The 25783-nt window shown below is 58.5% G+C and carries 18 protein-coding genes; 5 read left to right on the top strand and 13 right to left on the bottom strand.

From position 1 onward, the window contains the following. Positions 1 to 74: 74 nt before the first annotated feature. The 8 genes from CHU95_RS20715 to CHU95_RS20680 all read right to left on the bottom strand — a co-directional run bounded on the left by CHU95_RS20715 (position 75) and on the right by CHU95_RS20680 (position 8757). Positions 75 to 1301 (bottom strand): tetratricopeptide repeat protein, encoded by a 1227-nt coding sequence (locus CHU95_RS20715; protein ID WP_133065609.1) that lies wholly within the window; start codon positions 1299 to 1301, stop codon positions 75 to 77. Positions 1302 to 1381: 80 nt separating this feature from the next. Then, on the bottom strand, positions 1382 to 2092 hold the full coding sequence (locus tag CHU95_RS20710; RefSeq protein ID WP_165772290.1) for a TylF/MycF/NovP-related O-methyltransferase: 711 nt from the start codon (positions 2090 to 2092) through the stop codon (positions 1382 to 1384). 565 nt (positions 2093 to 2657) lie between these two features. Next, a complete protein-coding gene (locus CHU95_RS22230; RefSeq protein WP_094458249.1) occupies positions 2658 to 3470 on the bottom strand; it encodes a hypothetical protein in 813 nt (270 codons plus the stop codon). 4 nt (positions 3471 to 3474) lie between these two features. Continuing rightward, the gene (locus tag CHU95_RS20700) at positions 3475 to 3906 is read right to left on the bottom strand and encodes a hypothetical protein (protein ID WP_133065608.1); all 432 of its coding nucleotides are present in this window, start codon (positions 3904 to 3906) and stop codon (positions 3475 to 3477) included. Between the two features lie 37 nt (positions 3907 to 3943). After that, the gene (locus CHU95_RS20695) at positions 3944 to 5899 is read right to left on the bottom strand and encodes a class I SAM-dependent methyltransferase (RefSeq protein WP_094458247.1); all 1956 of its coding nucleotides are present in this window, start codon (positions 5897 to 5899) and stop codon (positions 3944 to 3946) included. 21 nt (positions 5900 to 5920) lie between these two features. Beyond that, positions 5921 to 7018, bottom strand: a complete 1098-nt coding sequence (gene wecB / locus CHU95_RS20690) for a non-hydrolyzing UDP-N-acetylglucosamine 2-epimerase (RefSeq protein WP_094458246.1) — start codon at positions 7016 to 7018, stop codon at positions 5921 to 5923. 33 nt (positions 7019 to 7051) lie between these two features. After that, positions 7052 to 7819: an NAD-dependent epimerase/dehydratase family protein gene (locus CHU95_RS20685; RefSeq protein WP_094458245.1), complete on the bottom strand. Its 768-nt coding sequence runs from the start codon at positions 7817 to 7819 to the stop codon at positions 7052 to 7054. Beyond that, positions 7816 to 8757 (bottom strand): NAD-dependent epimerase/dehydratase family protein, encoded by a 942-nt coding sequence (locus CHU95_RS20680; protein ID WP_094458244.1) that lies wholly within the window; start codon positions 8755 to 8757, stop codon positions 7816 to 7818. Before CHU95_RS20680 ends, CHU95_RS20685 begins: the two co-directional genes overlap by 4 nt. A gap of 179 nt (positions 8758 to 8936) precedes the next feature. Between CHU95_RS20680 and CHU95_RS20675 the strand changes: the two genes are divergently transcribed. Both CHU95_RS20675 and CHU95_RS20670 read left to right on the top strand, forming a co-directional pair. Next, positions 8937 to 10196, top strand: a complete 1260-nt coding sequence (locus tag CHU95_RS20675) for an HAD-IIIA family hydrolase (protein WP_094458243.1) — start codon at positions 8937 to 8939, stop codon at positions 10194 to 10196. Beyond that, positions 10193 to 12121 carry a glycosyltransferase gene (locus CHU95_RS20670; protein ID WP_094458242.1) on the top strand — a complete coding sequence of 643 codons (1929 nt, stop codon included), beginning with the start codon at positions 10193 to 10195 and terminating at the stop codon, positions 12119 to 12121. Before CHU95_RS20675 ends, CHU95_RS20670 begins: the two co-directional genes overlap by 4 nt. A gap of 145 nt (positions 12122 to 12266) precedes the next feature. On the opposite strand, the gene CHU95_RS20665 is transcribed toward CHU95_RS20670, so the two are convergent. Continuing rightward, positions 12267 to 13439 carry a glycosyltransferase family 2 protein gene (locus CHU95_RS20665; protein ID WP_094458241.1) on the bottom strand — a complete coding sequence of 391 codons (1173 nt, stop codon included), beginning with the start codon at positions 13437 to 13439 and terminating at the stop codon, positions 12267 to 12269. After that, entirely contained in the window at positions 13436 to 15667 is a 2232-nt protein-coding gene (locus tag CHU95_RS20660; RefSeq protein WP_094458240.1) for a glycosyltransferase family 2 protein, read from the bottom strand. Before CHU95_RS20660 ends, CHU95_RS20665 begins: the two co-directional genes overlap by 4 nt. Positions 15668 to 16005: 338 nt before the next feature. Between CHU95_RS20660 and CHU95_RS20655 the strand changes: the two genes are divergently transcribed. From CHU95_RS20655 to CHU95_RS20645, 3 genes are all read left to right on the top strand, one after another. Further along, positions 16006 to 18249: a peptidase domain-containing ABC transporter gene (locus tag CHU95_RS20655; RefSeq protein ID WP_245838435.1), complete on the top strand. Its 2244-nt coding sequence runs from the start codon at positions 16006 to 16008 to the stop codon at positions 18247 to 18249. Next, positions 18218 to 19582 (top strand): HlyD family type I secretion periplasmic adaptor subunit, encoded by a 1365-nt coding sequence (locus CHU95_RS20650; RefSeq protein WP_094458238.1) that lies wholly within the window; start codon positions 18218 to 18220, stop codon positions 19580 to 19582. The genes CHU95_RS20655 and CHU95_RS20650 overlap by 32 nt, the downstream gene beginning before the upstream one ends. Before the next feature lie 258 nt (positions 19583 to 19840). Then, entirely contained in the window at positions 19841 to 20863 is a 1023-nt protein-coding gene (locus CHU95_RS20645; RefSeq protein WP_094458237.1) for a rhamnan synthesis F family protein, read from the top strand. Positions 20864 to 21036: 173 nt separating this feature from the next. On the opposite strand, the gene CHU95_RS20640 is transcribed toward CHU95_RS20645, so the two are convergent. The 3 genes from CHU95_RS20640 to CHU95_RS20630 all read right to left on the bottom strand — a co-directional run bounded on the left by CHU95_RS20640 (position 21037) and on the right by CHU95_RS20630 (position 25727). Next, positions 21037 to 23961 (bottom strand): glycosyltransferase, encoded by a 2925-nt coding sequence (locus CHU95_RS20640; protein WP_133065607.1) that lies wholly within the window; start codon positions 23959 to 23961, stop codon positions 21037 to 21039. Further along, positions 23930 to 24715, bottom strand: coding sequence for a hypothetical protein (locus tag CHU95_RS20635; protein WP_133065606.1), 786 nt, complete (start codon positions 24713 to 24715; stop codon positions 23930 to 23932). Before CHU95_RS20635 ends, CHU95_RS20640 begins: the two co-directional genes overlap by 32 nt. Positions 24716 to 24815: 100 nt before the next feature. Then, the gene (locus CHU95_RS20630) at positions 24816 to 25727 is read right to left on the bottom strand and encodes a calcium-binding protein (RefSeq protein WP_094458234.1); all 912 of its coding nucleotides are present in this window, start codon (positions 25725 to 25727) and stop codon (positions 24816 to 24818) included. Between the last annotated feature and the right edge of the window lie 56 nt (positions 25728 to 25783).

Genomic DNA, 25783 nt, shown 5'->3' with positions numbered 1-25783 from the left:
TAACTCATCGGGATGGGATTCAGCGCAGCCGCCGGATGACGGTGTTGGCGATAAAACTACAGAGGCCGATCAGGTCACTTCGACGGTGTGTTGCTGTCAACGCTTTCTTCGATAAGGTTTTTGATCCGATTGACCTGAGGACTGGTCGGATTAATGGAAGTTGCTTCATCGATGTCTAGCTTAGCACTCTGAGCGTCACCGATTTGCAAGTACGCTTGGGCTCTGTGAATGAGGTTCCAGAAACGATCTCCACCCAATGCCAAAGATGTATTGAAATGTGTAATGGCGACGCTGGGTGTAGAATTACGGAGCAATAAAATCACACCGTAAAGATAATTCAAACGATCACTTTGTGGAAATTGCTCCACAGCAACCCGCGCCAAATCAAAAGCCTCTTCACTCCCGAGACGTTGGTCAAGTTCTAACTTGTGAAGCGAGGTAACAAAGTTGCTTTCTGTGTTAGAGTTTGGATTCAGTGATGTCATAACGTAGTCTGTATTGCTTCGCTTTACCGCAGCCGTAAAGTGCTCAGATATTAACCCGCCTGGAGTAGTGTTTCTGTTAATGACGGGGATCGAAAAAGTTTCCGGGTCATAGTTAACTTGGATCAAATCAAAATAGGAGATGGCTTCCGCGCGCTTCTCTTCTTCCTCTTCAGTCAGGTTAATCGGAGCAGTGGCGGTCTTCCAAAATTTTGCCCCTATACAACCGACGGGTAGGGCCAGTTCCAAGCCAATGTGGCTTGCCATGCGTTGCATGGTCAGTTCATTCAAATCGTCATGAAACACCACATATGAGTAGGGGAAGGATGTAGCGATGATGTACCCAATAATGAAGGAGTTTATCCAATGTTGGTAGAGATTGAGGTAGCTGAACTCCGGAAACATTTTCTTGAGAGATTCGACATTGCTGTCTGGATGTCGGACGCTAACGATATGGGTGGCATCAAAGCAGTGCGTGGCAAGAAAGCCTAGAATTTGTGTATTCTCTACACGCCCAGGGCCGACAGCAAACTTATCGCCAACATAACCATAGGTCCTTTGTAGACGCGTTAGTGCCTCTGCGCCTGTCAAGCTCTCATCGATATTACTGAGTAAAATATTACCCTTCCCTGAAAACAGTGTACCCTCTTCCCATTTCCGGAGATTAAAAGTCTTTGAGAATCCTTTCCTGTCCCAGTGCAGATGTATATCGGCCTCTGAAAGAATCAGGCAATCCCGGTGCGAGTTAAGCGCAGACAATACCGTTGTTGTTCCAGACCGTGCGGTACCGTAAATAAAAATTCTTTTGTCCCTTGACATGATCAGCCTTTAATCGCGTGAGTAATCGCTAAGTTGTCTCTCGATTTATGCTGTGGTGCTAATCCGAATGGGGCTGTGTATTAGCTCTCCCGATGCACCCTGAAATAAATGTGCCCAATTGAGGTGAAGCAAAGAAATTCCAACCTGACGCCAGGCCAATTCTGAAGGCCTTCATAAAGGGCCTTTGTTTCCCCTTTAGCGAGATCGAAGGTCCAATCGTCAAATACGAGAATAGCGCCATCAACGAGACGCGATTTAAGATAGTCTAGACACTCCACGGTAGGGCCATACAAATCACAATCAATCCTGGCAAAAGCAATTTTTGTAATGGACTGAAGTGGTGGTGTGGGTAGAGTGTCACTAAACCATCCACGATAAAGGCGTACATGCGGCCGTTCACTGACCCGGAGGCGAGCAGACACCGTTGCAAAATCCGCAGCATAGTCGCCCTTCTTCCAGCAGTTTAGGTCAACGTCTGCATCTGGTTCCGGTAGCCCCATGAAGCTGTCTAGTCCGTGAATAAGTCTCCTAGAACTTAGCGCTTCGCTCTCATTAATCAAAAATTCCATCCAGCCACCGCTGAATACACCGAACTCGATAATATCGCCAATTATTTCCTTTTCATTTAATTCCTTTAGGAGTGTGGATGTGAACTTCTTTTCAGCATCAACCATAGCATTATTTACAATTTGACCCCACGGATCTTGTAAAGTCCATGACATGGCTGGGAAAGTATTTGGCCGTGGCCTGTAAGTTTTAAATGTATTCTGAAACCACATATCGTAATTCATGCTTTCTTTCTCCATAAAATCGGCCGCCTTCGCAAGAGCATTGGGCGACAGCACCTTTCAGAAGGTGCATAGCTTGTTGGAAGGGTATGTTACCTAAAAGCTGCGTTGGATGTGACGATATCCCTTGCCGCCGCCCATAATTTCGAAATCAAGCCACAATGTTTCCCCAACACTTCTGACCCAACGAGTGGGCCAGTCACACGTTAACAACAACCACGTCTCCGACGGTCGGAGCGTATCGCAAAGCAAAAGTTTTTGGAAGAGCGGGGGTTCGTTGCCAACTTTCTCATCAACATTCGGCGATGGTTAGACCCCCTCGCCTGTTCCAGAACGGGCGGGTGCGTCCTGCCTCGGGTGAGGCTGAGATTTCTTACAGGTATCTATCACGCAAGCGAGCTTCTAAGGTTTGAGCCTGTCAGTTTTAGCTGTTTGTTCACGACGGTTTAGTGCTCCACAGTGCCGGCTGGCCCTGGAGTTTCGGTGCGGGTAGGGGGCTGCATTGCTCCCTACCTCCCCTTCACATAGGTTCCGCTCCGAGATCTATGAATTTGTTTGATTTTTTAGGTCAGTGCAAATCCACCCAAGTGCCGGCAGCACGGATGCGTAGCTTTGCCATTGTGGTGTCGAAGTAAACGGCGCCGTCTGTTGTTACGGCGGGGGCGCTGCCCGAGGCTGGAAACAAGACGGCGGGAACGGCGGGTGCGAAGGCAAGAGCGCCCCCAGTCGTTCCAATGCGCGGCGCAGCCCCAGTCACCGCACCAGTTATGCTGACGGATTGGCTGGCCATCGCGGTATGCGCGATGGTCAATTGCACGGTCCCGGACGCGGCACCACTGGATGCGCCCGTCGCGACATAGGCATCTCCGAAGGCCGCAATTTTTGGTCCGTTAACTAGCCGCGTGATACCCCACACCATAATTCCGCCGGCATATCCGGCAATGCCCTGGCCCTCGGTGACGGCGGCGAGCTTCAACACCCCACCCGTTCCGGTTACCACGCCGTTGCCCTTGGGCATGAGGGTCAGGTTGATGTCGGCATCATTGCCCTGGGCCTGGATGGTGGGGGAGGCGCCGGTAACGCTGCCGCGGATATCGACACGATTGACGGCGTTGGGCACCAGGGTGGCGCGCAGGGACTCGGCGCCGGGGACACCGCCAAGACTGATGGCGCTGGCTGTGGCGCGGGTGATTTCCGTGCCGTCGGCAGTCAGGCCGAGAACACCGGCCGAGGGCTGATAGACGCCCGTGTCAGGGTCGCTGCTGAACCCGATCGCCGGGGCTGTGCTGCTGCCCCCGGCCAGGGTGACCTGTCCGGTGAATGCGGGGTTGCGGGTCGGGATCGCGGCCGGAATGGTCGGCAGATGAAAGAGCGCCTGCATGGGATCACCGATAAAACAGGAGATTGACGATGCTGTCGGTTGCGGCAACCAGACCGATCTGGGAAATGCCATCCAATCGTCGGCCGGCGGGGTTCAACTCCGGTGCCGTGCCATCCAGGATGTCGACCGTGGGCAGGGTCACGGCCAGGCCAAAGCGGGCCCAGAAAGCCTGTGTCGCATTGAACAGTACCAGCCGGGCATTGGCGGGCACGGTGATCAGCCTTGGCGTGCCGGCTGTCAGGAAGACAGCAAGACCCACCGAGCATGGCGGCGCAACGGGCAGGGCCCGTCCCATATTGTCAGTGGCAAGTTGAAATGCATTCACGATGTCGGCCTTTCCAAACGCAAACGGCCCGTCAGCAGGGCTGACGGGCCGTTCAAGGTGGGTGCGGTGCGGTGGGCGATCACCTGGATCGGCACCATGCAAGCCCATCATGACACAGTGGCCGGAATGTGCAAGAAAAAAGTCCTATTTAGGCGGAGTATCCCATCGCGACATTCAGCTCCACACCGCCCAGTGCCGCGAAGGCGTTTTCCACTTCCGCTGTCCATAGGCCGTCCCGACGGCTACGCTGGCCTGACCAGGTTTTGGTCGGTTGCCCCAGCACCTGGTGACGGATCCTGTTCCATGCTGGCGGTTTTTGCAGGCCAATATGCGTGGACAGGGCGCGGATGGTCGCCGCTGCCTGTCGTTCCCCCTGGTCGCCCATCAAGGTCTCGAAACGGACCGTGAGCATGTCAGGTACGTCCAGCCACGGGCGGACGCCGGCCACCATCTGCATATAAATGCGACCCGTTGATTGCAGATACCGTAGCAGCCGATCCGGGCCATGGGGAATGTCCACCCAGTCCTGCCCCGCGGCGCGTCCGGCATCCGCCATGAACCGCATATGCGAAACCACCGCATCGCGCAGGTCACGCAGCAGCAGCAGCTTCTGGAACCCGTCCAGATCACGACGATTGGCAAATGTGCAGGGGATATGGCCAACAAGGAACTGTCCGCCATGCAACAGCCTTGTCAACTCCGACAGCCCGATATGTCGGGCCAGATGTGGGCCACCTTGCTTGGCCTCGGCCGGCGACAGGTCCCGATAATCATCAAATCCGCCCATGCCGGCATGGGCACCGCTATCGATATAACCCAGCGTTTTCAGCAGATGCCCCACCAGATAGGTCCCGGCCTTGGGCACGGAGATGACGGCCACCCGAGGCAGATCGTCCCGATGCTCCTCCCGCAGCGCGGGCAGGCCGTTCCGGCCCCGTACAACACGCACCGGCCTATGGGGATGCTGAACCAGCGGGATTGCCTCCGGTCGGGAGTGGAAGACCGGGACGAGGCCGGGAAGAACCGGCAGTTCAGCCGGGGTGACCGGCGGTCGGCGACGACACAGGCCGGTGGGTGGCACCAGCCTGATCCAGCCGTCCGGGTCCCCATCATCATCGGCGCCAGGCGGTGCCCAGGCCAGCAGAAGCCCATCGGGGGCCAGAAGTTGCTCAGAGACCAGCCGAAGCAGGCGGTCGGCGGTTGCAGCCGGCGCTTTGTTGAGGAGGTCCCAAGCGATGACGAGGTCGAAGCGATCCTCCCCGAACCCGGTTGTCATCGCACCCAGATCAACCAGATGCAGATGATCGGCCAGGGCCAGCCAATGGCCCTCCGGACGCTGCTGATAGGTCGGATTTCCCTCCAGGCCGGCCGCGCGATGGCCGCGCAGCAGAAAATCCAGGACCACCCCCCCCTTTCCACATGCCAGATCCAGAACGGTGAGACGCCGCCCCATCAGTCGCTCGCTCACGGCAACAAGGCCGGGATGCCGGGCGGGCTGCGCGTGACCGGCACTTATGGTTCCGCCAATCCCCGCCCCCGAAACGCCGGATGATGGCACCAACGGTGCTGCGAATAGGCGTGGATTGCCGAGCAGGGCCATCATCAACGCGTCGTCGGTTGTTATCGCGTCGGAATTTGTGTCGGCACGGACGGCCGCACCTGTGGCCTTTGCTGCTGGTGCTGTCGCCGTCTGTATCGGGATCAGGCGTTCGAGCGTTTTGAGGATGTTTGTGGTTTCCGCCGGTAAGTGTTCGCGCAAAAGTTCAAGCGACCAGAGGCGCGCCAGATTAAGGGCGCCGACATGCTGACCATCAATACCCAACGCCGACGACAGAGCCACCAACGCCTCTTGACGCCTGCCAAGATTGCTCAGGCACATGGCCTGCATATACTTCACCCAGAAAGGGGCGAAGCCCGCCTTTTCGGATCGCCGCAGAAGCTCCAGCGCGCGAGGCAGGTCGCGTTTCACCTGAAGCAGGCTGAAACCATGCAGGTAGTCAATCTCTGCGGTGGGGTGTTCCACCGTGGCCATGATGGCCAGGGCCGCCTCAAGTTCCAGTTTGTCAACGAGCTGGCGGATCTTCTGAGGCGTCGCTGTTGTCATGCCCCACTCTCTCAAGGCCTGTTACGCTGGCGCCAATCCGCGCAGCAATCCGATAATGCGTTGTGTGGCGGCGCCATCGCCATACGGGGATGCACCCGAGGCCATGGTGGCGTAATGCCTGTCATCGTCCAACAAACGCTGTGCCTGTTCCCGGATATTGTTTTCGTGGGTACCAACCAGCAGGGCAACGCCCGCGGTGATGGCCTCGGGCCGTTCTGTGGCCTCCCGCATCACCAGCACGGGCTTGCGCAGTGACGGCGCTTCTTCCTGCACGCCGCCGCTGTCAGTCATGATCAGGTAGCTGCGCTGCATGGCGGCGACGAACTGGTCATATTCCAGCGGCGCGGTCAGGTGAATGCGATCTTGCCCGCCGAACATGCGCGCCACGGTTTCCTTCACATGCGGGTTGGGGTGGACAGGCAGAAGCAGTTCAACATCCGGGTTGTTGCGAACCAGGGACAGGGCCGCGCGACAGATGTTGGCCAACGGTTCGCCGAAATTCTCCCGCCGGTGAACGGTCAGAAGGATAAGGCGCCGACCAGGCGTCACCTGAACCGGCAGGGTCGGCTGTTTCGCCGCCATCCACAACAATGCATCAATGACGGTATTGCCGGTAACATGGATGTTGGCCGGCGGCACATGTTCATTCAGCAAATGGTCACGCGCGCCCTCCGTGGGTGCAAAATGCAGCCGCGTGACCACGCTGGCGACCATACGGTTGAATTCCTCCGGAAATGGCTGCTCCAGATTATGGGTCCGCAGGCCGGCTTCCACGTGACAGAACGGGATGCGGCGATAGAAGCAGGCCATGGCTGTCGCCAGCACTGTCGTCGTGTCGCCCTGTGCGACCACGGCGTCAGGCTTGAGTTCGGCCAGTACCTGATCCAACCCCGTCAGCGCACGCGCCGTCACGTCCGCCAATGTCTGGTTGTCCCGCATCAGGTTCAGGTCGATATCGGCCGTTATGCCGAACAGGCCAAAAACCTGATCCAGCATCTGACGATGCTGGGCGGTGGCAACAACCGTCAACGCACACCACGGGCTTTCCCGCAGTGCCAGGATGACGGGTGCCATCTTGATGGCTTCGGGCCGGGTCCCGACAACACACATTACCTTCATTGACGATCACCCCGTTCCAGGCGTGCCCCAGTCTCACTGTTTATCAAGGAACTGGAAGACTTCGCTTTGGCTGTCGGGCAGCACCTGCCCATGCAACTGCGCCAGCTTTTCCAGAGACAGTTCGTAGCGAATGGTCGGGGCATCTGGTTTGAACGTGGACGTCGATCCCAGATGCGCATGCACATCGGCCAACCGAACCATGCCGGTAGCACCAAGATTGATGATTTCCTTGGTTACACCTGCCTGAACCAATGACCAGACCAGCGCGGCGGCGCTGTCGGTATTGATGAACTGCAAAGTGCTTTCGGGTGACAGCCAGACCGGGTCACCCTGCATCATGTCATAGATGGCGTTTTTGCGAAGCCCTTGGCCGACAAATCCGCCCATACGCATGATCAGCCAGTCACGATGAACACCCTGGACGGCCTGTTCCGCCAGATATTTATGCAAACCGTAGCGGCTGATCCGGGAAAGGTCGATGGTCTGGCTTTCCAGGCTTTTGCAGGGCGTGTCCGTTTCTGGGTAGACATCGCCTGATGACAGGAACACGTATCGCCCAGGTTTGAAAAATTCCAGACTGCGCACAACACTGGTCACGGACGCATCGAAGTCCCAGACCGGATCGCGCACCGACATGAATTTTTTGCTGTTGCCGTTGGCATTGATCAGCACATCACATGATGACCCGCGCAATTCATCAAAATTTGCGCGGGTTACCTTGGTGTGAGGCAAGCCCAGTCGTTCCAGCAGCCGAATATAGGCCGAACCAACAAAACCGTCGCCACCAATAACGTAAATCATAGGCGCAGCCCATCACCACGGGTCGCATAGTTCGCAGCGAACCAGTCGATGGTATTGCGAAGGCCGGCTTCCAGCGGCGTGGGGCAGGAGAGGCCCATCTGTGCCATACGGTCGGTCGCGAAGATCTTCACCATCTGCCCGTCCGGCTTCTCGGTATCCCAGGTGATGCGCCCCTCGAATTTCACCAGCTTAGCAATGGTCTCGGCCAGTTCCTTAATTGGAGTGCGGGTCCCCGACGACAGATTGACCGGTCCTTCGCCAATATCATTGTCGATGAAGAAGGGCATCAGCGCCGCGACATCGGCGGCATAGACAAAATCGCGTTGTGGTGTGCCGGTGCCCCACATCACCACTTCATCCAGGCCGTTGAGCTGTGCCTCGTAATAGCGGCGGACCATGGCCGGGACGACATGGCTGTCCAAGGGATGGAAGTTGTCGTACTCGCCATACATGTTGCCAGGAATGACGACGGTGGCCTTCACCCCATGCTGGAACCGATAGGATCGAGCGGCGACCGTGCCCATCATTTTCGCGGTGGAGTAGGGGGCGCTCTCCGGTTGCGGATAGCCACACCAGAGCTGGTCTTCGCTGATCGGGCTGGTCGCCTTGGCGGGGTAGGAGCAGCCCCCCATGGGATAAATCAGCTTTCCAACCCCACGGCGGGCACAGGCCTCGAACATGTTGGCGGTAAGGATGGTATTCCGAAAATAAAAATCCGCCGGGTAGGTACGGTTGGCACCAATCCCACCGGAATAAGCGGCGAAGTGCAGAACCACCTCTGGCTTGACCCGGTCCAGAAGGGCCAGGGCCTGATCGAACTGCATCAAATCTGAATCGGCGGATGAAACACCGACCACCGTCTCGGCCCCATAACGGGCGCGCAGCACAGCCATTGTGTGGCGACCCAGGAAGCCGCTGGCTCCTGTAACGAGAATCATTCTTAGTTCCTGTCCCGACCATAAGGCATAGCGCCCACAGAGGTACATGCGTCGTCGCAAAAGAACAACCCATCGTGCTAGATCAATTGGTGAGGTTGATTTCTAGCTTGAACGCTGTTTCGTATGTCCAGGACGGTCGACGAGGAGTGTGCGTGTTGTTTGCCAGGATTGCAGGGGAAATGTCCAAAGCCCAGGTCCAAGCGCAGATTGTGTCGGGACCGCAGGCGGTTATCCTGGTCGGGGGACGCGGCACCCGCCTTGGCCGGCTGACAGATAATACCCCGAAACCGTTGCTGCCGGTCGGGGACGTGCCCTTCCTGGAGCATCTCATTGCCAATCTGGCCCGGCACGGGTTCCGCCGCATCATCCTGCTGGCAGGCTATTTGGGCGATCAGATGCAGAGCGTGATCGACAAGGCACCTGAACTGGGTGTGGAAATCACCTGTGTGATCGAGCCGGAACCGGCTGGTACCGGCGGTGCCCTGTTGTATGCCCGTTCCCTCCTCGACCGACGCTTCCTGCTGCTGAACGGTGATTCGCTTCTGGACATGAATTATCTGTCGCTGCGCGCTGATGCGGACTGGCGTGAGGCAGATATGGGGAGGGTTGCACTCCGCGCCGTAGCGGATGGTAGCCGCTATGGAACGGTCGAGCATACCGATGGCCGCATCACCCACTTTGCCGAGAAGTCGGGCCGGCCTGGCCCCGCTGTGATCAATGGTGGCATTTACTGGCTGGATATCGGTGTTCTCGACATGATCGGAGCGCTGCCCTGTTCGCTGGAGCAGGAGATCCTGCCGGTCCTTGCCCGAACCGGCCGGTTGGGGGGCGAGCTGTGCGAGGGCTATTTTATTGATATCGGCGTGCCAGACGATTTCCAGCGGGCACAGACGGAGATACCGGCTTGGTGGCGTCGACCCGCGGTTTTTCTGGACCGTGATGGGGTGCTCAATACCGATATCGGTTACGCCCACCGCCCGGATCAGATTGAATGGCTGCCGGGCGCGCGTCAGGCTGTGCGCTATTTGAACGAGCAGGGCTATTTTGTGTTTGTGGTCACCAACCAGGCTGGTGTGGCCCGTGGCTTCTATGATGAGGCCACAGTCCATGCGCTGCATGCCTGGATGCAGGGTGAACTGGGCCGTGACGGCGCCCATATCGACGATTGGCGCTATTGTCCCTATAGCCCTGAAGGGTCGATCGACGCATATCGTCAGGTCCATCACTGGCGCAAACCGGCGCCTGGGATGATTCTGGATCTGCTGGAAAGCTGGCCCGTGGTGCGGGAAGGTAGCTTCCTGATCGGTGATCGTGACGGTGATGTGCAGGCTGCTTTGGCGGCCGGTATCCCCGGATACATCATCGAGGCCAATAATCTTCAAGATCAGGTGCGCGCCCTGGTTGCCAAGCATAAACTTAAATCGGAAATTGCGGTATGACTTCCAATCCGGCTGACACCGACCACCAGACCAAACAGCGGCTGGCGCAAACGCGACAGACATTGTGGATGTTGCGGCCGGATGTCCGCAGTGTTTGCGCTAATGATCGTTCCCGTTTCGACCTTTGGATGCTGACCCAGGGCTCCAAGGAATACCCGCCCCTTGCTGAGCCGGAGATCATCCGGGAACTGTACAGGGAGTTGTCCGCCCATCCTACCCCGCCCCTCACTGCCGGATCGCTGTCGGTACCGCCACTGGCGTTGTTGATCTGGCGGTCGCGGTCAGACCTTTCCGGAATATTCGATGTGAACCGGCCGGAGGGGGCAGCGGCACTGCTGGTGTGGTTCTATGGTTGCGGCCTGCGTGAACTAGGCTTGTTGGAGTTTGTTGGCCAGGAAGATTTGGCGCTGCTGCACCAACCGGCTGACGGGCGGCAGGGCGGGGCCATCGCCCTGTCAAAGCTGATGGAGGTCGTCTGGCTGGCGCGGGCGGACCTCAAAGCGGCGATCGACATAACTCAGCCAGCCGGTGCCAGCGAATTCATCCGCTGGTATCTGGTTCACGGTTTGGTCGAAACCGGTCTGATCGACGTTCTTGACCTGGACACCGCACGGCATCTGGCGGCGCAGGCGCCCCGTTTCCTGTATGAACACGAGACTGGATGGGCCCAGGAACCAGCACCCGGTGCCGTGCAAGCCTGGCTCCAAGGAGAAGGGCTGAAGCGTTATCCCATCATCGAGATGCTGTACCGCGTGGCAGGGCACCCCGTTGAAGCCGCGATCGAAGCGCCGGCCGTTCAGGCTCCGCGGCCGATGCCGCTGCGTTCTGATGGGGTGAACCTTATCGGCCATGCCCGGAGTGAATTTGGTGTTGGCGAAGATGTACGGGAAGCGGCGCGTGCGCTGACGGCGGCGGGCATTCCCTTCGCCGTTGTCGACATTCCGCCCGGTTCCGCTATTGGCCAAGGCGACCGGCTGCTTGAACAACAGATCGGTGATCGGTTGCCCTTCGACACCAGCCTTTTGTGCATGACCGCCATGGAGACGGCCCGGCTTCAGGCTGACCGGGGTGACCGGATCTTCCAGGGCCGGCGCACCATCGGCTTCTGGCCTTGGGAACTGCCCCAATGGCCGGACGGGTGGCGTCATTGCTTTGATCTGGTGGACGAGGTTTGGGCCTCCAGTCGCTTTACCTATGGCGCGTTCCGATCTGTTGTTGGGCGGAAGGTTCGCCACATGCCCATGACCGTCACTGTCGCTGGCGCTGCCGGTGATATCCGGTCCCGGTTGGGCATACGGGAAGGGGTTTTCATGTTCGCATGCGCCTTTGACGGGCTTTCTGGCATGTCCAGAAAGAACCCTCAGGCGGCCGTTGCGGCGTTCCGAGGAGCTTTTCCTGCGGGCGATGAACCGGTGGCCATGGTTGTCAAGGGGATGCGCGCGGCCGCGGCGGGTGAGGAAGCCTATCGGCAATTGGAGCAGGCCTGCCGCCAAGACCCGCGAATCCGGCTGATCGACGGGACTTTGTCGCGGTCCGACATGCTGGGTCTCCTGTTGGCGGCCGACTGTTTTGTGTCGCTGCACCGGGCCGAGGGCTTTGGTCGCTGCATCGCCGAAGCCATGCTGCTTGGCAAACCAGTCATTGTTACCGGATATTCCGGCAATATGGATTTCACCTTGCCGGGTACTGCTGCGCTGGTCGACCATGACTGCCGACCAGTTGAGGCGGGCGAATATCCTTACGCAGAGGGCATGATATGGGCAGAACCGGACATCGCCCATGCAACGTGGTGGATGCGACATGTATTGTTGGAACATGGCAACCGTAGCCGGCTGGCACTGGCAGGGCAGGCACTGATTCAACAGACTTATGCTGCCGACATTGTGGGCAGAATTTATGCCGACAGTCTTGGCCTGCGGCGATGATCCTTGCTGCCGCTGACGGCTGGATCGGATCAGGGTCTGTCACAGCCTGATCCGGTTCCAGCCAGAATTGAGGCCCTATAATGCCGATCCTCAGTGGGGCGTTGTCACTGGGAAGCCGCTTGGCAGTGGCTGTTGCCAGCCAGCTTTACAGTGAAATGAGGTGCTTCAGCCGTTCCATCTCCTCCCGCACCAGTTGGTCGCGGTTGGCAAGGCTCAGATCTTCGACATCATTGATGTCGTGTGTCGCGAAATGCTCGTCCGGTCGCAGACGCGCGCTGCTATCGACGGTTTCTGTTGCCTGCCCCCGGCTGCGTTTGCGTGCCCACTCTGCCTTGGATTTTGTGAAGTAATGGTTGATCACTAGTTTCCGGGCGTCGGGAACCGCGTGGTGGGAGGGGTGGCCTTGCGTGCCTGCCACGCGCCCAAATTCGTCGATCAGCGATCCGTCGGTAATGCTTGGCGTATGAATATCAGGCCTTGCCACCAGCCGTGCCTGGACAATCGTTTTGACGGATCTGTTCAAGGGATGGTCCGCAGCCGCACGACGGGTGAAGCGACGGATGACCAGATCGTCTTGTTGCTCCAGCAGGCCATTTGATCCAAAGATCCGCCAGGGGATGACAAGACCCGCCGCAAGATCGTAATCGGCCAGGATGGCCGGCACGTCGCGGCCGTCGATCGGATTGAGGAATTCGTCGGTATCGATAAAAGCGACCCAGCGGCAGCGATCCGAAAGCCGGGCCAATCCGGCGACATAGGCAGGCCGCTGGGCGGCGACATGGGGAATATCGGGCCAGGGGACGTGATCCACAATACCGGCGCGCGCCAAAGCCGACAGCAGGCTGGTTGTATTGTCCGTACTGGCATTATCGAAGATTACAAAATGTTCAACACCGACCATCCGATGATGGGCGATCCATTCGAGCAGATAGGGGCCTTCATCCTTGACGATGGCGCAAATGGATAATGTCAGCGGAGGTGGTACCTGTGGCGGAGCCACGGGTTTGAAACGATTGTTCGGCAGCGTGATCCGCACCGGCGTCCCGCCCAACGCCTGGCCAGGATTGCCTGCGATCACGGTCAAGGTGCCGGTGCGGCCATCGGTCAAGGCTTCAGGAAGCGGCAGATAGAAAGCGTGGTTGCCCAGACCGATCCCGGCGGCATGAAGGTCGGGGCGATGGTGGTTGGCCAGACCCTGGCACACGACCATGCCGTCCAGAAGGACGGTAACCGGCTGGGCCTCCAAGGGTTTACCCGGAGACCACGCCCAACCGCAGACATCGCGCCCGGCGATACAGTCAAAATTGCCTTGGATCACCGACCAATCCTCCAGGGGTGGCGTGGAGGCAGTGCCAATCCGGTGAAGGGCACCCCATCAAGATTCAGATTGGGATTATAATGGGGGTCAGACATGGAGAGATTTTTCCAACGCCGCCGCATAAAATTTTCCTCTTTCATGGCTCGCGCCACCCTCTCCGGCGTGTTGTCCCGGCCGCGGCTGACGCTCTCATGATGGTAGAGTTCGATGTCGGGTGTCCAGACGATCAGCGCTCCCGTCTCTCGCAAGCGCAGGCAGAAATCGACATCATTGAAAGCGACAGGCAGGTTGTCGGCGTCGAACCCCCCCAGGATTGTAAAATCAGACCGCCTGCAGAACAGGCAGGCGGCGGTGACGGCACTGTAATTGCCGGTAACCCTTGTCCGGTGGAAATAGCCGGTATCATCGACATGTACGGTCTGAAAAGCATTCTCGGCCAGACCCCCTGTGCCGACCACAACACCGGCATGCTGGATCATGCCATTTGAAAAGCGCAGCCGCGCACCGACGGCACCAACTTCCGGGCGTTCCAAGTGGCTGGCGGCAACGGTCAGCCAATTGCCACTGATCAATTCCACATCATTGTTAATGAAACCCAGAATCGTTCCCCGGGCCTGTTCCGCTGCGCGATTGTTCATGTCGGCAAAATTGAAGGGGGCGTCATAAGGAATGACCCGAAAGCGTCCGCGCCGCTGTCCTTCGTTCAGCCAATCCAAGGTCTCTTCCTGCTGGCTTTGATTGTCGATGATAATGATTTCGTACCGTGCATCGACCGTCTTAGCCTCGATACTGTCGACCGCCGCCTTAACCAGCGACAACCGGTCGCGGGTTGGGATAATCAGGCTGAAGAAGGGGGGCTCCTTGGGGGATGGCCATTCCACGCGCCGCAGCCCTTCATGCTCGTCGATAGTCGTTACAATGGCTTGATCTGCCCCCCGACTATGCAAATGTTCCAAGACCGCCTGACGGGCATGTAGGGCCAGCTCAGGTCCCGGTGAACGGGTGAGCTGGGACAATACCTCCGGCACATGATGGATGCGCCCGTTCGGCCCCTGCCTTAACAACGCGCGCAGGCGCAGCAGGGTCGCTGAGGAGCAAGACCCTATCTCCCGCAGCAAAGCTGCCCTGAACAGGGTCAATCCCCGGGTGTAGTCCTGTGACAAACACAGATCATAGTTCCAGTCGGGGCGGAACCAGGGCATCAGGCCACCATCGACCGGCAGATCAGCGTCGCCATAGATGATGTCGGCATCCACGGTCTGCATCACATCTATGATCCGGGACAAGGCGCCGGGATAGAGCAAGGCCCCTTGATCCAGCACGGCGATCCATTCAGCGCCGTCCGGCTGACGGATCATCTGCACGGCTGCGTTTAAGCCGGGTCTGTCTGCTGCAAAGGCTGCGGGGACGTCGTCCTTTTGGGTGCCGGTAAGGGCCGCCCGCCATTCGGGGTAAAACCCGAACCCTATGCTTGCGGGTATCTGTTGTTGGACCTGTTCCAGATAGCATTGCAGCAAGCGCACCGCGGTTGCCGTATCGGGGTTGCGCATGTTGGCATCGGTCGTCGCCTGCTCCAGAAGCGAAAGCGGACCGCCTGCAAAACAGAGGAAAGGAATGGCAAATTCATGGATGGCGCCATGCCCTTCTGCATGCACCATGACATCGCGCTGTCGGCCGTCCAGACACCAATAGGGCATGCGCAGGTTAAAGGCATGATCACCCGCGCCGATACCGGCATTGACCAGATCTCCGCGAATCTCGTTGGCCATGGCTTCAGCCACGATCCGGCCATCGACCATGGCTTGAACCTTGACATGCCGGTCTGGATGGCTGGGTTGCCAACACCAGCCGCGGATCACTGTGCCCAGCACATTATCCACATTTCCTTGAACAATATCCGACCGCAGTGCGGGCCGGTCACCCCCATCCGTGCCGTCATCCTGCTCGGCTTTGTTGGCATGGCTGAAGGCGAGGGTGCCGGTCGACGCCTCTCGCACCACCAGTTCCTGACCGGGTGGGAGATGAACTCTGATCCGAAAACCGCACTGCCCATCACCATGTCCGGCCGCAGCAACGTCCTGACGATCAAGATTGGCAAGACCGGCGGCGACGGGAACGCCATCACATTCCACCAGCAGCACCAGACGTTCCCCCTGTCGGTCTGGTGAGTACGCCCAACCAACCAGGGTGTTTTCGGCGTAGCCCTCGACATACCCGACGATACGCATCCTCACCCCAACGATTATTCCGGGTCACGACGTGGAGTTCCGGTTACCCCCTGCCACCCCATAGCACAGGCCATGATCGGTACGATCTGCGGCGGCACCATCACATCGCCGCAATGTCACGCTGTTGTATAACGTAAAGAAGTGGCCAAGTGCGATAGGTACGAATATCGCCGCTCGGACATGCTATGACCTTTTGTGGATGAAGGTCGTGCGCTCTGGGCAGCGACCGCAAGCCGTTGATCAATAGGCTGATGCGCGACCGTCACTTGACACCTGCCTGCCTAAGCGGCCACTTTCCCAACGCGAGCCGGTGGTAGTTGCCTGGAAGGATGTGCAGAGTGCAGACGGAGTACGAGGCAACCGTGGGGGCGGAAGAGGTCCTGCAGAAAGCCAACGCCCACAGTATGCTCGAAGGATTGCGGTATGTTGCGCGTCATCATGGACTTCATCTGTCGCGCGAGCAGCTTTTACGTCAATATGTACGCGATGAAGACGAGGTTTCCTCTGCGGTCATTGTTGGTGCTGCGGAACGGTCCGGCCTGGCGGCCAAAGTCTCGCGCATGCGCTTTGACCATCTCCTCCGCCTAGGCCGCGCCATTCCCGCCCTGCTTCGCTTGCGCGACGGCACTGCACGCATTCTGGTCACCGTTCATGCCGGTGGATCGCCGCCGGTTGTGGTCCTGCGTCACCCGATGGATGGCAGCCAGCCGGTGCCGGTTGACAAGGTTGGCCTGTCCGCCATTTGGGACGGCGAGGTTATTGTATTCAAGCGCAAGCAGGCGGCGCAGGCAGATAACAGCGATTTCAGCCTGGGTTGGTTGATCCGGCAACTGGGCAAGGACAGGGCGATTTATCGCGATGTCGGGCTTTCGGCCATCGTGATGTCTATCTTTGCGTTGGTTCCGCCGCTGTTGTACTTCCTGGTGGTCAACCGCGTTCTTGTTCACCAGAGGCTATCCACCTTATTTGTGTTGGTTGTCGGCGTGGCCTTTGTCGTGGTCTTCGACACGATCTTTGGATATCTGCGCCGTCGTTTGGTGGCCGAAGGCACCGCCCGCGTGGATGCCCGCATCGGCACCTATATTTTTGACCGTGTCATCGGGTTGCCGCTGGATGTCTTTGAGCGACAAAGCACAGGCGTCATCAGCTACAAGGTGGGTGAAGCAAACCGTATTCGGGCCTTTCTGACGGGCCAAGCCTTCTCCACATTGCTGGACAGTACGGTTCTGATCGTCCTGCTGCCGGTCATGTTCTACATGCACGCCCCCCTGACCTTTTTTGTCCTTGGTCTGGCGCTGCTCATGTTCATCACCATCGTGCTGTTCATGCCATCCATTGGTCGGGCCTATGGACGGCTTGTCCGGGCGGAGCAGCAAAAGGGGGCGTTGCTGATTGAAACAATCCACGGCATGCGCACCATCAAGACCCTGGCCCTGGAGGGGCGCCGACGGCACCAATGGGACGATGCGGCGGCCGAGGCCGTGAAGGCCTTCCGCGATATGAGTTTTTTGACGAACCTGCCGCAGACGATATTGCAGCCCATCGAGAAGCTGATCTATTCCGGCTCACTGCTGCTTGGTTGCTATCTGGCCCTGACCACGAAGGAAGGAGCTGTGGCCATTGGCGGTCTGGTGGCATTCACCATGCTGGCCGGCCGCATCACCCAGCCCTTTGTGCAGATCGCCGGTCTGCTTCAATCCTTACAGGAAATTCGGGGAGCACTGTCGCAGGTGGCCTCGCTGGTGAATGTACCCGCAGAGGACACGCGGTCGACGCATGGTCTGCGCCCGCGTTTCGTTGGGCACATTGTCTTTGACGAGGTGCGTTTCCGCTATCCCGGTGCACAAGCCTATGCCCTTGATCAGGTGAGTTTCCAACTCCCACCCGGCAGTGTCACTGGGATCATGGGTCGGAGCGGATCTGGCAAGACCACGGTCACCCGCATGCTCCAGGGCTTGCACCAGGATTATGACGGTCTCATCAAGATCGATGGCACTGACCTGCGTCAGATGGATCTGCTACATCTTCGTGCCAATCTGGGCGTCGTCCTGCAGGAGAATTTCCTGTTCACTGGCACGATCCGGGAGAATATCGGCATTGTCCGACCCGAGGCCACGTTTGAGGACATTATTGAGGCCGCCCGACTGGCTGGAGCCGAGGAGTTCATTGAGCGGCTTCCTGCCGGCTATGACACGGTGCTGAGCGAGGGGGCAAGCAACCTGTCGGGTGGTCAACGGCAGCGCTTGGCCATTGCCCGTGCGCTGCTGGTGGACCCGCCAATCCTGATCCTGGACGAGGCGACGAGTGCGCTGGACCCGGACAGCGAGGCGATCGTGAACAACAACCTGCGGCATATTGCTGCTGGTCGGACGATGATCGTGATTTCGCACCGGTTGGCGTCGCTTGTGGAATGTGACCAGATTATCGTCATGGAGCGCGGCAAAGTCTTCGATATCGGTACTCACGAGCAGCTTCTGGATCGCTGCGCGATCTATCGCCATTTCTGGTATCAGCAGAACCGTCACCAGTCCCCACACACCGGAGCAAGCCATGAACGGTCGATCACTGGCCCTGCGTCCTGACCGTCGGGACAAAGCCGCCGATCAGACCATCAACGATTTCCAGTCGCATATGGCTGAAATCATTGGTGCGCCTTATCCCCGTAGCCTGCGTGTCACGGTCCATGTGCTGGTACTGATGGTGGTCATCGCCATCACCCTTAGCTTCGTTGTGCACCTTGATCGCGTCGTGACCGCGACGGGCCGACTGGTCTCCCGGACGCCAACACTGTTAGTGCAACCGCTGGAATCCTCGGTCCTGCGGGAAATCATGGTGCGTCCTGGTGACCAGGTGGCAAAGGGCGATGTCCTTGCGACCCTTGACCCCACGATCTCCGCTGCCGATGTCTCGACCCTGCGCTCCAATCTCGCGGCGCTGAAGGCCCAGGTTGCCCGGCTGTCAGCGGAACAGGAGGAGCGTCCCCTTGACCCGCCGGATGCGAATGATCAGGCGGCCGTGACTGAATTTTCGATCTGGACATCGCGGCAGGCCGAACGGGAAGCGCGTCTGTCCGTGTTTGACCAGCGTATTCAGGCAACCACCGGGCTGATTGCCAGCGGCCTGCGCGACGCAGAACATTTCCGGGCCCGCCTGAAGGTCAGTGAAGAAATCGAAGGTATGCGGTCCGAACTGGCCCGCAAGGAAGTGGGCAGTCGGCTCAACGTTCTGATCGCCCAGGACACAAAAGCCGAGATTGCGCGCAATCTATCCAACAGTGAACAGCAGGTCCTGACCTCCCGCAACGAGCTTGAATCCATCCGTGCCGAGCGTGAAGCGTTTTTGCAGCAATGGCGCTCGGAACTGACCACACAGTTGGCCAGCAAACGGACCGAGCTTTCTCAGGTCGAAGACAGCTTGTCCAAGGCGGAATATATCCGCGACCTTGTTGAGTTGCGGGCTGCGGCGGACGCCACGGTCGTCAGTGTCGCCGATCTTGGTTCTGGTGCTGTGGTGCCGTCGGGCGAAGTGCTGGTGTCGTTGATGCCGGTCAATGCCGCCCTGGAGGTAGAAGCAGATGTTGCTGGTATGGACCAGGGCTTCGTCAAGGTAGGGGATGAGGTTCAGGTCAAGCTCAATGCCTACGAGTTTACGCGATACGGTATGGTCAAGGCGGAAGTGCGTTCGATCAGCGAGAACAGTTTCTCGCAGCGTGACGACGGTACGGTGGCAGCAGAACGCTTTTATAAGGTTCGGGCGGAGATCAAAGCCATTGAGCTGCGCAACGTGCCGGAGAATCTGCGGTTGGTGCCGGGGATGCCACTACAGGCTGACATAGTGGTGGGGAGCCGTCCGATCATCGCGAATCTTCTGGATCGTGTCATTGCCAATGCCCAGGAGGGATTGCGGGAACCCTGATCCGTCCCTTCGAAGGCCCCTGTGGAAATCCTTATGGGCAGCGGGGGGCAGTGTCCGCAGGCCTGCTCCGCCACTGTCGCACAGGATCGGGTCCCTCTATTATGTTTTGTCTTTGGTTGGATGCCCCGAACCCGTATAATTGACGCCGACGGGGCCGGCGTGTGCGTTGGGTTTTCAGTGGGTGAGCGTCAGAAACCTAAAAAGAATGCCTGGTCTGTTTGCCTTTTATGGTTTTAATATTACGGATCGAAAATAATCATGGCGCTTAAGCATAAGATCAATCGTCTTTGGAATGAAACCCTCGATTATGTGGATTTTGGGCGCGCCTATGCGATGCTCCCATTTCGGCCGAATTACATTCGGCGTAAATGGGACGGTGCCGATGACATCAACAGTGCGCGTCGTGTTGTTGTGTTCAATCACTACGACAAAAGGGGCATCATCCATGATTATGTTGTCTTTTATCTCAGCGAATTGAAACGGGCCGGCTTCGCCATTGTCTTTACAAGCAATTCACCCAAGTTCCCGCAGGCGAGCGTCGACCGGTTGACCCCCCTGGTCGCCCGGATTCTGTGGCGCAGAAATGTCGGCTATGATTTCGGCGCCTTCAAGGATGGCATTGCTCAGGTGCCCGATGTCACCGCCCTTGAAATGCTTCTGGTGACGAATGACAGTATCTATGGCCCGTTGCAGGATCTTGTAAGCGTTATTGAGAAGGCTGACCCGCAGGAAGCAGAAATCTGGGGTATCACGGATTGCTGGTCCCACTATTATCACCTGCAAAGCTACTTTCTGCTGTTTCATCGCGCAGCGTTGCAGTCGCCTTCATTCAAGCGTTTCTGGGGCTATCTTCCCTATTTCCGTCATAAGCACTGGGTTATCAAATATGGTGAGATCGGGTTGACCCAGTTTTTCCTGCGTCGGTCGCTGCGCTGTCAGGCTTTGTTTCCCTACAGGGCCATGGTTGCCAATGTTGCGCCCCGGATTGAAGCCTATCTGGAAGAAACCGACGTCGAAAAAGACCCCATCCGGTATCGTTATCTGGAGATGATCGCCCGTTTCTTGCGGGAAGGCGTGGCGTTGAATCAGACCCATTTTTTCTGGGACGAGTTGCTGGTGACGGCACGCTGTCCCTTCATCAAACGCGACTTGTTGCAGCGTAACCCGATCGCTATTCCCTATTTGCATCATTGGGAAATACTGATGAATGAAGTCTCGTCCTATGACGGGAAGTTAATCGTTAAGCATCTGGAATATTCGATGCGTAACCGGGTTTATTGATCCCGCTGCGCCCGGCACCCCTGATGGTGGGGCGGCCAGGGCCGGAAGGTGCGAGAGAAGTCGACCCTATCCAGGGTGAGAATCGGGGTATAGAAGGGATTGGTACACCGGCGATCCGTCCTACCCCTGCACTGCGGCGACCGGGCCGAGGGTGGCCACTGGCCGCAGCACGCTTATTCCTGGTCAGGGCTGTAGCGAGTGGGAGAATCTGCGTCATTGTAGTGCGCAGGCACGTGCAGACCCAGTTGGTCTGGGGTGAAAGACGCAGCACTTTGCAGCAACGCATCGTTGATAGCCGGTGCAGCGGCGTGGATCGGCAATAGCATGGCGTGGCCACGTTGGCGCAACCGCTCTGCCTGTGCCCCCAGGTCGAAGGCGGCGATAAACAGGCCCGCCGCCATCACATGGGTCAAGGCATAACACCAGGTTTCCGGCCAGACTGACGGCAGAAACGCCATATGGGGCCGCAACTGCGCCATCAGGGCCGGTACTTCTTCTTCCCGATACTGTCCGCTGATCACCACCCGACCGGTTTCCAGTAGGGCTGCATCATCCATACTGTACCCCAGCACCTGCCATTGCAGTGGAAGCTGCCGGTGGGCGGCATCATGGGCGCAGGCCAGAAGGACATCATAGCCCTTGCTGGGGCCGATGGCACCCGGCACCAGAACGCGCAGCGGTTCGCTTGTGGAGGACCGTGCCGGCGCCATTATTGCCGACGGCGGTGTGTGTGCGGCCTCTGCTGGCAACAGCTTAAACCGTGCTGTTGGCACGTAGCGGCCCATGCGGCGGGCCGTATCAGCACTGGAACAGGTAACGGACTGGGCAGCCGCCAGCACCCGCCCGGCAATTGCCCGCCATTCGGCCACCGGTATGCCCAGCCCCATCAGATCACCATGGTCGGCGACACATTGATCACAGATTTTGGTGTCCTGCGGTTCCCCACAATACCGGCCAGAACCGTCAATCAAGGTGTAACGCGGGCAGATCCACCCGTAATCATGGATATAGGCGTGGTTCGGGAACCAAGAGGCCAGTTCCAGCAGTAGGGAAGGCGGCAGGTTCATGGCGTGATGCAGTTCCAACGTCGCAACACCCATGTCGTTGAGATCATCGCGCAACTGCGGCAATTCAACACGGGGATCATAAACAAGGTTGGGAAAATCCAGCCGATCTGGCACTTCCAGGCGCAAGGTGACGATATCGCCCTGTTTTTCCGGGCGCAGGATAAGGGCGCGCCGTCCTTGAACTTGGGCCTGGTCGATTTGCGTGCGGATAAAACGGTCGGTGCCCCCACCCAGACTGGCGCACAGGATCAGCAACGGCCATTGTTCCGATAAGTCACGTAACCGCGCCAGATCGAATATCCGGCGGGCGGTCCGCAAGGGATCGGTTGCAATGAAGGACTGCACCTCCTCGCCATAACCGGGATAAAGCCGTTCGAGAACGCGCAGAGCCGATTGGATTCGCGCCTGCTTGGCAGTGCCGAAAGAACCGCCGCCAACATGGCCCACAAACACATTCAGCGCCATCCGATGCTGCCACCCCTGGGCGGTGGCCCGCAGACAGAAATCATTTTCTTCGCCATAGCCGATACCGAACGTATCGGCATCAAACCATCCTGTCTGGGCCAGGCAGGGACGGCGTATATACATGCAGAAGCCGACAGCCGTCGGCAGGCGGATGGTATGTCCGGACAGGGTGCTTGCCGCCAACCGGTCCAATGCCGCGATATCCAGGCCAGCCAGCGGCGTTGGCTGGTTGGCGGCGGGATAAGAACAGATCGTGGCGTCATTGGACCAGGGCGTGACCGTTCCGGTTTCCGTGCTGGCCAGCGCCGCCTGGCGCAAGCGCCCCAGCCAGCCGGCCGCTACCACCGTGTCAGCATTTAACAATACAAGGTCCCTGCCATGATGCAGGGCCATCCCGATGTTCACCGATCGCACGAAGCCAAGATTGGTGGGATTGCGGACCAGCGCGATCCGTCGCCCCCGGGCCAGATCATCCAGCATAGCGCTGATCCGGGGATCCGGACTGGCATCATCAATGGCAATCACCCGCATGGGCGTACCGGGGTCCTGCGTCAGCAAGGCGGTAAAACACGATTGGGTGGCGTCGAAATCGCCATGCACCGGGATGATGACATCCACGATGCCATCATCGGCGCCGACAGGGGGCGGGGGGCCGATCGGTTCCCCGGTCAGGTCGGCGTAAAGAACAGGGTTTTCGGTGCCTGCTGGAATTTCGATAGGTGTGGCTGGTATGTCTTCGAGACCAGTAACGGCATAATTCGTGACCGGTACACAGATATGGCGGCCAATAATCTGATCGCCGTTGCGCAATTGCAGGGCAACCGGTCGGTCCGGTGCTGCCCGGTCCATCGCCTGTACATGCCAAAGGCTGGGGTTCATGACCTGGGTAACAGCGGCCAATCGGGGTGCGGCCAATAGGCTGGCGGGGAAAGGCCCCTGCGGCAGAGCGATCCCATCGACAAACAATGTGGGATCGACGATCCCACGCAACGGTCCAGGGACGGGCAGCGCGATCTGGCGGACCTGATCCGACGGTTCCAGATGTATTTCCGCCAGGGTGAGGTGTCGCCAGCGGAGGGCGGCATGCCGGGCCAAAGGTGGCAACAGACATCGGACGGTCCGCGCGACCACGTAACCCTGCGGTTCGCCCGTTGCGACCACATGGGAAACAAGCAGATCGATGACAGCCGGGTCGCTTTCCGTATGCCAACGTAAAGCGCGCAAGGCCGATGCGGTCAGGGGGGGGGCCACCCGTGCCAATGTCATCGCCGCCATCTTTTGGTGCGGGTCCAACTCCAACGCTTGGTCAAGCAGTCGCCGCGCCGCCACCAGTTCCCCCTTGCAGGCCCAGGCCAGCGCAGCAACGGTCAGATCATCGGCATGAACAGGGGATATCCGGGCCAGATACTGGGCAAACAGCGCGGCCTGATCAAAGTCCCGATTGGTGATGGCCGTAAAGATACGGGCCCGGATGGCTGACCGATCGGTCGGGGACGCTGCCGGCGCGGCTGGGTGGGCGTCCCTATCCCTGTCGTCACCGGGGGACAACGGCCACCCGAACGGCAATCAGGGGGTCCTGTGCCTGTGCGGATCGGCAGGGTTCGCCATCGGTACCCGTGACCTCACCATGGCGCAGGAAGCGAGCGGCATACACGACCCGATGGGTTTCTGCCAAAGGTGGTAACAGACGGAAGGCGATGCCCGCCAATGGTGCTCCACCCGGCGTGCCGATTCGACCTGGAGCCGGGGTCCAGGCACCATCGGTTGTGCTGACACCCGGGACCCGGTATTGCAGCAATTGTCCGATGCTGGGCGTGACGTCCAACCATAAGGCCTCGATCCAATAGGGCGCATCGGCTGCCGCCCATTCACCTGCGGCAAATCGTTGTTCACCCACTTGCTGAATATGGGCATGAACAATCAAACCGACCGGCGGTGTCTTCTGTACACGGTCCAGCCTTGTAATCTCCAGATCCATGGATTTCTGCAATTCCGGACCGTAGAGATAGTTTGTAATCAACAGGGGTGCTGCACCAGCAGGCACGGTGATGACCGCAACATCAAGGCCGCTCAGCCAAACGACTGGCGAAAGATTGCCCTTATGCAAGATGATGGGTGCTGTTGTTCCAGGCTGCGGAATGCTGGAAATCTGGGTGGCTGGAAAGGATACGCCATTCACCAGAGTCGGGACCTGAAAGGCCGGTTTCAAGGCAGCGAGGTATAAGCCCTCCGGCAATCCCACGACCTGTGGTGTGGCCCGAAAACGATGCGCACCGCCATCAATCGTTGCCGTTGAAACCAACCCATTCGTCATCGACATGACCACCACATTCAAAGCAGCTTCTGCATAAGCAGACTAACAAATGAAAATGGCGGACATAAGTCCGCCATTTCCACGAATGATGAGCTTGGGTAGGGTCTTACTTAAGAGTGAACCAACTGACATTAATGCCTGTGACACCTGCGATGGTGATGGTCGAGCCATCCGGCATCGTCAGGATCGTGTTCCCGCCGGAAACCGTTGCACGGTTGATAATATCAACCAAGGTCAGACCAGCAGCCGTAATATCACCGAAATTCGCCATCCCAAGCGTATCGTTGGCGGGATCAAAAGACGAGATCACGTCATTGCCACCGCCGCTGGTGTAGATGAAGACGTCCTTACCACCACCGCCAACCATCGTATCGTTGCCAGACTCGCCAATCAGCACGCCGCCGCCAGAGGATGCCACAATACTGTCAGCGCCGCCGCCACCGCCAAGCGTCGCTACCCCAAGACCGCCAACAATTGTATCAGCGCCAGCGCCACCATTGGCCACACCAGCATCGCCGAGGCGAACAGTATCGTTACCCCCACCGGAAACAACCGTATCATTGCCAGCACCGGTCACGATGGTTTGGTTGACGGTGCTCTGAGAAGCATCAATCAACTGCGTCCCGGCATCGCCAACAATCAACGACGCTGTGCTATTGGACGAAATCACGAGGCCAGTGACAGTGCCAGTAGGGGTACCCTGGATCAGGACGCTGCCGATATTGTTGTCCACAACCAAATTGTTGATGGAGCCCGACGAGCTGCTTCCTGAGGAGACGTTTGCCACAACCACGGCATTGGTGCCGGTGGCACTCACTGTCACATTCGATACTGATGTCGCATCAAAGGTGCCGACGTTGATCGTTTGAGTTTGCGTGACCGGGGGCGTGAACGTCACGGTCTGCTGAATGACAGGCGCAGTTGAAAAGTTGGACTGCAGGATCTGCGAGATCGTCGTGTTCTCCTGCTGGGTCGTCCCCACTGTTGCGACCGTCGTGCCGCCAGCCAACGTAGCCATAACCTACCCCCATCTCCAAAACATCAACCCGGTCCGCCCAACAGGGGATAACCGGC

Source organism: Niveispirillum lacus (assembly GCF_002251795.1).
Taxonomy (GTDB): Bacteria; Pseudomonadota; Alphaproteobacteria; order Azospirillales; family Azospirillaceae; genus Niveispirillum; species Niveispirillum lacus.
Note: the sequence above shows the minus strand (reverse complement) of the source record. Positions and strands in the feature narration are given on the sequence as shown.